This is a genomic window from Xenorhabdus sp. PB61.4 (assembly GCF_963894935.1).
GTDB lineage: Bacteria > Pseudomonadota > Gammaproteobacteria > Enterobacterales > Enterobacteriaceae > Xenorhabdus > Xenorhabdus stockiae.
Window position 1 is genome coordinate 1 of record NZ_CAWQJR010000052.1, and the last position, 7,272, is coordinate 7,272.

At 39.5% G+C, this 7,272-nt stretch carries 6 protein-coding genes and 2 pseudogenes; 6 read left to right on the plus strand and 2 right to left on the minus strand.

The features are described from left to right. Positions 1 to 217 precede the first annotated feature (217 nt). A pseudogene (locus tag AACX68_RS04170) lies at positions 218 to 349 on the minus strand (IS1 family transposase); the annotation flags it as partial. Between the two features lie 341 nt (positions 350 to 690). Here AACX68_RS04170 and AACX68_RS04175 point away from each other — a divergent pair. The 5 genes from AACX68_RS04175 (at position 691) to AACX68_RS04195 (ending at position 5,239) form a co-directional block, all read left to right on the plus strand. Beyond that, positions 691 to 1,764 (plus strand): 3-oxoacyl-ACP synthase III family protein, encoded by a 1,074-nt coding sequence (locus AACX68_RS04175; RefSeq protein WP_228860669.1) that lies wholly within the window; start codon positions 691 to 693, stop codon positions 1,762 to 1,764. Positions 1,765 to 1,834: 70 nt separating this feature from the next. Further along, entirely contained in the window at positions 1,835 to 2,104 is a 270-nt protein-coding gene (locus AACX68_RS04180; protein ID WP_228860670.1) for an acyl carrier protein, read from the plus strand. After that, positions 2,104 to 3,735, plus strand: a complete 1,632-nt coding sequence (locus AACX68_RS04185) for an amino acid adenylation domain-containing protein (protein WP_228860671.1) — start codon at positions 2,104 to 2,106, stop codon at positions 3,733 to 3,735. The genes AACX68_RS04180 and AACX68_RS04185 overlap by 1 nt, the downstream gene beginning before the upstream one ends. Next, positions 3,716 to 4,861 (plus strand): acyl-CoA dehydrogenase family protein, encoded by a 1,146-nt coding sequence (locus AACX68_RS04190; protein ID WP_228860672.1) that lies wholly within the window; start codon positions 3,716 to 3,718, stop codon positions 4,859 to 4,861. Before AACX68_RS04185 ends, AACX68_RS04190 begins: the two co-directional genes overlap by 20 nt. A gap of 138 nt (positions 4,862 to 4,999) precedes the next feature. Continuing rightward, a complete protein-coding gene (locus AACX68_RS04195; RefSeq protein ID WP_339389275.1) occupies positions 5,000 to 5,239 on the plus strand; it encodes a hypothetical protein in 240 nt (79 codons plus the stop codon). Positions 5,240 to 5,425: 186 nt separating this feature from the next. Here AACX68_RS04195 and AACX68_RS04200 read toward each other — a convergent pair. Continuing rightward, a pseudogene (locus AACX68_RS04200) lies at positions 5,426 to 6,000 on the minus strand (IS1 family transposase). A gap of 473 nt (positions 6,001 to 6,473) precedes the next feature. Between AACX68_RS04200 and AACX68_RS04205 the strand changes: the two are divergent. Continuing rightward, a complete protein-coding gene (locus AACX68_RS04205) occupies positions 6,474 to 7,127 on the plus strand; it encodes a Crp/Fnr family transcriptional regulator (protein ID WP_228860674.1) in 654 nt (217 codons plus the stop codon). Positions 7,128 to 7,272 lie beyond the last annotated feature (145 nt).

Genomic DNA, 7,272 nt, shown 5'->3' on the forward strand with positions numbered 1-7,272 from the left:
TAATAAAAGGTTATTTATTTAAAAATAGCGAATAAGGTCGATTAAACTCTGTTTTCATGGAGGATAATCAACGAATTCATCAATGTGATTGATACTAAAATGAAATGAGAGTAAATAAAATAAACACTCATTCAATGTGAAGTAAATTTACAATAAAGAAAATAATATTTCGTGAGTTATATATCTCTGATATGAGTAATGATTTATTTTATTCATTGGCGGACTCAAGTTGACAGGTTCGTTTACAGGATAAACAACGATAGCGTTGGTGCCCTGCCTCATCTTTGCCATGTTTTTTGATGTATTCAGTTTGCTGACAAAATCGACATTTTACTTTAGCAGTTGCCATGTGACTTCCCCGAAAAATGGCAATTATACACAACCATCAACAAATTGAATTCGTGACCGATTTTAGAATCACATTACTTAATATTTTAATAACAATATTTATTGTAGCGTAATTAAATAAAATAATGTGAAATTATACGCCCACTTTTAAGCAATATTAGAGAAACATTGATTTGGAATCATCAATTTAATAGGTCAATAAATTTAGAGTATTTAAAGTTAACTTTTGCATTTATCATACAACTGATTTTTAGTTCGAATTTATTTTATTGCCTGCAAATCAGAACGCAAATTCATGCCGCATGATTTTAGGTAATCCGCTTTATTATATGAGGAGACTATATGCAAGCAGCAGGAATTCAGGCTATTGCCGTATATTTGCCTGATGAGGTGCGTACAAATGATTGGTGGTGTGAAGATATGCCTCAAGAGCAGTCAATAATAGTAGCGGGAGCATGTGGTGTATCCAGTCATCGTAAAATTAACCCCTATGATGCCGCGATGGAACGTTATCTGGACGATCCTTTTTTCGGTAGTGTCGAACGCCGAATCGCAGCAACTAACGAAGGAAGTGTGGAGCTAGGCGTTAAAGCCGCACATCGTGTACTGGGTGCTGCGGGTGTTTCTCCGGCAGAGGTAGATTGTCTGATTTCAGTGTCAATGTTTCCGGATCGGATTGGCTCAGGTGATGCCGGGTATCTTGCTCAGCTAATTGGAACTGGCGGCGGTGCTTTTAACATAGAAGCAACCTGTGGTGGTTCCATGACAGCATTATTGACAGCCTGTGCCTGGGTGCAAGCAGGGTTAAAAGAACGAGTTTTAGTCATAACAACATCCAAACTATCGCGGGCGATCGAACCTGACGATGTCACCCTGCGTTTATGTGGAGATGCTTCGGCAGCATTTTTGGTTGGGCCGGTAGAAGCTGGTTCTGGTTTACTGGGCGCTGAATCTTTGCATACAGGAAAAACCTGTGGCACCTGGCTGCTTGATGCAGTCGAGGATACCTCAGGAACAACCCCCCTCGGGCAAAAAATCCGCTTGCGTGTAGATCCTTCTATCTCCCACGTATTACGCGCTACGGCTGAAGAGTATCTCGTGCAGACAACAAAGGGTGCTCTGGCAAAAGCCGGGCTTGAATTGAACGATATTGACTTTGTTGTTGTGAATACTCCGACAGCCTGGCACGCAGAGTTTTCGGCCAGTGTATTAGGAGTAGAACTTAACCGTGTGGTAAATACTTTCCCACAGGTTGCTAATATTGGGCCGGTGTTGATGCCATTCAATGCATATACAGCCGCTGCTGCCGGTGACATTAAACCCGGTGATACTGTACTTCTGTACGGGTTTGGTGGTCAGGCAGAAGCTTCAGCCGCCATACTCCGCTGGCCTGACGTTATTCTGGCACCCTTATGAGACTGCTATAAACCCACTGTGAACATTTTTCATCCATTACATTAATTACTGACTGATAGAGAAAGTTATTATGACTAATACCTTGACTAAAATCCGGGCTTTTATTATCGACGATATCCTAAAAGGAAATGACCTTGATATTACTGATGATCTGAATTTAGGAGAATCAGGGATACTTTCATCCTTGGCAATGATGCGTCTGGTTTCATTCATTGAAGATGAGTTCAATATTATCGTTGGTGTCAGTGATCCAAGAATACGTTTTACGACTATTCGTGAAATATCACGCTATGTTGTTGAAAAAAAAGTGGCTGATAATTCATCAGAAGCAGGCAAGTAATGATAGCGACAGTATTAAAGGAACAAACTGGGTCTTCAGTCGATCTGGCTAAGTACTTAGATGATTCTGTCTTACGACATCCCGAAGCTTGTGCAGTCATTGGTTCTGACGATTCAACAATGAGTTACAAGCAGCTTTCTGATGCTGCGGATCAAGTTGCGACTTTTCTTTACCAAAAAGACGTTGTGATGGGGGATCGTGTTGGTATTTTCATGCACAAAAAACCACAAACCCTTGCCGCCATTTTTGGTGTACTTCGTTTAGGTGCTGTATACGTACCCGCCGATGTGAATAGCTCCGCTTCACGGGCATTCGCCGTATTTGATAATTGTCATGTTCGTTGCATTCTGACCGATCCCGAGTCCGCAGTATACCTGACACAAGTTGCTCCTCACTTTCAATTTCAGATCATTGTGATACAGGCAATTGGAGAAAAAACAAGCGGGGCATTACAGGTACGGGATATTTTATCTATAGAAAAACGATCCACGGAAAAAAGTGAAAAAGAGCCTGATTATCCACGTGGAACACCTGATGCAAATCGCCCTGCCTACATACTGTACACATCCGGTTCTTCTGGTATCCCGAAAGGTGTAGTCATAAGCCATCGTAACTCAGTGAGTTTCGTTGAATGGGCTTCAGATTTCTTCAGGGTGACGGCAAAAGATCAAATATCCAGTCACGCCCCATTTCATTTTGACCTGTCAATTTTCGACATTTATGTCTCTGTGAAGAATGGGGCCTGCATTCATCTGATCGATACTGATCTTGCCGCAAGTCCACGCCATCTGGCTTCATTTATTGCCCGCAGAGAAATTACCATCTGGTATTCTGCTCCTGCAATTTTGGGAATTTTGGCTGAGCAGTATCAAAAAGCCCATATCCCTAACCAGTTACGCCTCGTACTATTTGCAGGAGAGATTTTCCCTATTACCAAATTACGTAAGTTGATGAATCTGTGGCCTAAAGCCGATTACTTCAACTTGTATGGTCCCACAGAAACTAATGTATGTACTGTTTACCAAGTACCCGCGCCTATTCCTGAGAATCGTCTGGAGTCATTATCCATTGGCAGTCCTTGTACTCATTGTGAAACGATTGTTGTCAATGAACATTTTCAGCCCGTGCCGGAAGGTGAATCAGGTCAGTTATGTGTTTCAGGAGATTCTGTTTTTGCTGGTTATTGGAATGATCAGGAGAAAACCGCCCAGAGTATCTTTTACCTTAACGGCAAATGTTGGTACAACACGGGAGATGTAGTTCGTTCCTCACCAGAAGGTTACATTTTCATGGGACGTCGCGATCGTATGATCAAGCGCCATGGATACCGGATAGAACTGGATGAGATTGAGTCATGCCTGATAACTCACCCTAAACTCTCTGACAGTGCAGTTATTAGTACAGAGATAGATGGAGAAGTGATAATTACTGCTTTTCTGGTGTCTTATTATCCTCAGCTATCATTGACAGAGCTGAGTCAGTATTGTCATAAACGGCTTGCACGATACATGCTCCCTGACTATTTCAGTTACCTGCCTGAACTTCCACGAACTTCTACGGGTAAAACTGACTATCAATTTCTGAAACAACAATTTCTGGAGCAACGAAACCATGACAAATCAACTGGATGAAAAACGGCTATTATTGCGTGATAAAGCCGAACGTTTTGCTTATGAGCAATTGAAGACAGATATCTCAGCCTCTGATCGTAACGGGACGTTCTTCCAGAAAGGTTGGCAAAAATGCGCAGATTTCGGGTTACTTAAAATGGGCATACCTGAAGAATATGGTGGTGAAGGGGCCTCATTATCTGATCTTCTGTCTATCATGGAAGGTCTGGGATACGGTTGCGAAGATATGGGGCTATTGTTTTCACTCAACGCTCACCTGTGGACAGTGACGATGCAACTTGCTATCCACGGTACGCCGGCCCAACGTTCTCGTTTCTTACCCGGTCTATTAAATGGAACGTTAATCGGTGCTAATGGCTCGACAGAAGATGAAGCGGGTTCCGACGTTTTCTCTATGCGCACTCACGCAGTAAGAAGTGGTGATTGTTATATTCTTAATGGAATGAAAACTTATATCACAAATGCTCCTATTGCTGACCTTTATGTTATCTATGCCACAATTGATCCCACACTCGGCCCTTTGGGTATCACCGCCTTTCTTGTCGAATCATCCACACCAGGTATAGAGGTCAGTCAACCGCTGGAAAAAATGGGGTTACGTACCGCACAAATGGGGCGGGTTGTATTGAAGGATTGCCGTATCCCCGCGGATGCCATATTAGGGCGGGAAGGACGGGGTATTAAGATCTTTGAAAGTGCCATGGAGTATGAGCGTGGATGTATTCTCGCTACAGCCTTGGGAGCAATGCGCCGCAGCCTTGACGGATGCATTACCCATGCACGCACACGGAAACAGTTTGGGCAGCCCATCGGGAAAAATCAGGCTATATCACATCGTATCGCAGACATGAAGGTTAATCTGGATGCCGCACGTGAACTTGTCTATCGGGTGGGACGCTTAAAAGACGCAGGGAAAGATGCCACGATGGAAGCGGCTTGCGCAAAATTGTTTGTATCTGAAACGTACACACAGTTATCAATGGATGCATTACGGATCTACGGAGCAAAGGGGTATCTTGCTGACAGTCATGCCGAAAGAGAATTACGCAACTCCATTGCATCCGTCATTTATTCAGGGACATCAGATATTCAGCGTAATATCATCGCCAATGAACTTGGCTTATAACTTTCATAACGACAATGTTCAGAGAAAGTATTTTTTGAGATGTTGTCGTTAGAATGAAATTGGACAAAAACTTCTTAAAAATTAATGCCAATATAGAAATAATATTCTGTAATCATAATATTTATTGCTGTCAGGAAAATTGGCCTCGAATATCTTCCTCCGTCTTTCCTTGATGATTTACTTCACATAAAAACAGTTATAACTGGAATGGAAAAAACACGCCTGAGAATAGAGCAGTCCATCAGTAACCGTCATGGAGAAGTCATTAACCAGTGTGAGGTTGTATTGTTTTTTGTTGATCTTCTGAAAAAGAAAATAACTGCAATACCATCTGATATTTTTGACGGGCTAATTCAGTCTGAAAAAAATGGTGAATAAAGAGTAATAATTTATTGGCTTATAATTAAATACTTATCTTAAGTAGCCACTTAGCGGTGGTTGCTATTTCGATTTTCCTCAACCATTTGTTATTGCAAGTTTAAAATGTCACTCTGCTCTCCAAAATATAAATCAATTTTACTCCAGAAGAGAAAAAGGGTCACGTATTCAATTTATTGATTTACCTTAAATATAATATTCTCTTTCGATAAAAGTCCCGATGACTTTGTCATGCATTTCCGGTGATTTTGAATAATCCAATGTTTTACGATTCAGTCGTTTAATTCGATTTCGGAGGGTGAGGTTTTCACGTTTAATACGATGTGTGAAACTTTTTCCGATGAGGTGTTTATTTGTGGGTAGCACGTTTTAAGGTTTCACATTATCGGTACACCGAAAAGCGACTTTAAAGCGCGATAATTTCTTGAGTCGTTTCTTCAGTGTCTTTTTGCTGCGTTTACCGAAGATGTGCACAATAATCTGCTTCAGACGAGGCTCCCAAGCATACCATCACCAACGTTATTGCATTTTATTTCCGACAAATGGTCACATCTCATCGATTTCACCGATGAGCTGAATTACCACCTGTTCCAGCGGTAATGAGGTTACGCATCGAGGGACGGTTTTTTAAAAAGCGAACGACGGCATTAATACTAATATTCAGGGCACTGGCAGTGGCACAGATGCCAGCATTATTCATTGCAAGATCGATAACGATAACACTGACGTACCCCTTGGCCTGTAGCGTGTTTTCGCACCAACTCAGTTTGTTGAAAAAATCAACATTTCACTTCTACTGTCACTATTTGCTTTCCTGAAAAGTGAAGAGCATACACCAGGAGCAACAAATTGAATACGTGACCATAGGAGGCTGATGAAGTGCCGTCTTCTAGACGGCATTCATTTTTAGTAACATGCTGAATGAAAAAACTAATTCATTGTCAGGATAAGATGCTCAATATTGAGCATCTTATCCTGACAATACAAATTATCTTTATAAGAAAGGTAATTGAAGGTTAAGTTTTTTATATTTATAGCCATTGTTTTTAAAAATAAATAATTAATTAAAATAACAGTAGGGAACATGTGGGTTTTTTTATTTATTGCCAAGGGGTTAAATGTGAAATTATTTTTTACTAAGCTAATTCGCTGGTTTTGTTTTATTGGTTACAATAACATATTGCAATAATTTTAATTACTCATGTTTTCCTTATTAGAATAATGGATGATACTAATGAGTAGCAGTGCTAAAAATTTCAGTGATAGTATTATTGACTTTGCTTATAAAAATGGAGTGTATGTTAAAAATATAAGATTTAATAAGGGAGAGTATATATATGTTAATGGAGGACGAGGTAACTTATATTTTATAGAAAAAGGGCATGTGAGAATTTCCACTCAAACAAGAGATGGTAAGGTATGTAATATTGGTTTTTATAAAGAAGGTGATTTTTTTGGTGAAAGTGGATTCTCTGGAGATATTATTCCAGAAACAGCAACAGCTTTAGTGGGCTGTATTATAAAAAAAATAAATGTTATTTCGCTTTTAGAAGATATGAAAGGGAAAGATTTACTTTATGATTTCATAATTTACATGTCAAATAAAATTATGGAGCATCAAAAAACCATTTCTAGCTTTGTTATTTTTAATAGTGAGAAAAGATTAGCCTATACATTAATGAGAATGTCCTCAGAAGTTAATAGTGAAAATGTATCTTTAATTAAAAATAAAATTTCTTATCAAGACTTATCTTATGTTGTAGGTACGACTCGCTCTCGGGTTGGCTATTTTATGAGTGATTTAATTAAGCGAGGTATTATTAAGGAATCCAAAGAGTGTTTTCTAATTGTTGATAGGGAAAGGATTGAAGAGTATTTAATGGAATAACTGGAGATACTATTTAACAGGTTAGATTGATTATTAAGAATAACATTCCTTTTTAATGATGATTTCTATCACTTTGTCATAAATTTTTATGATTTGGAATGCTATAACATTTTTCGATTTAACCTTTTAAAAATCATGATATATC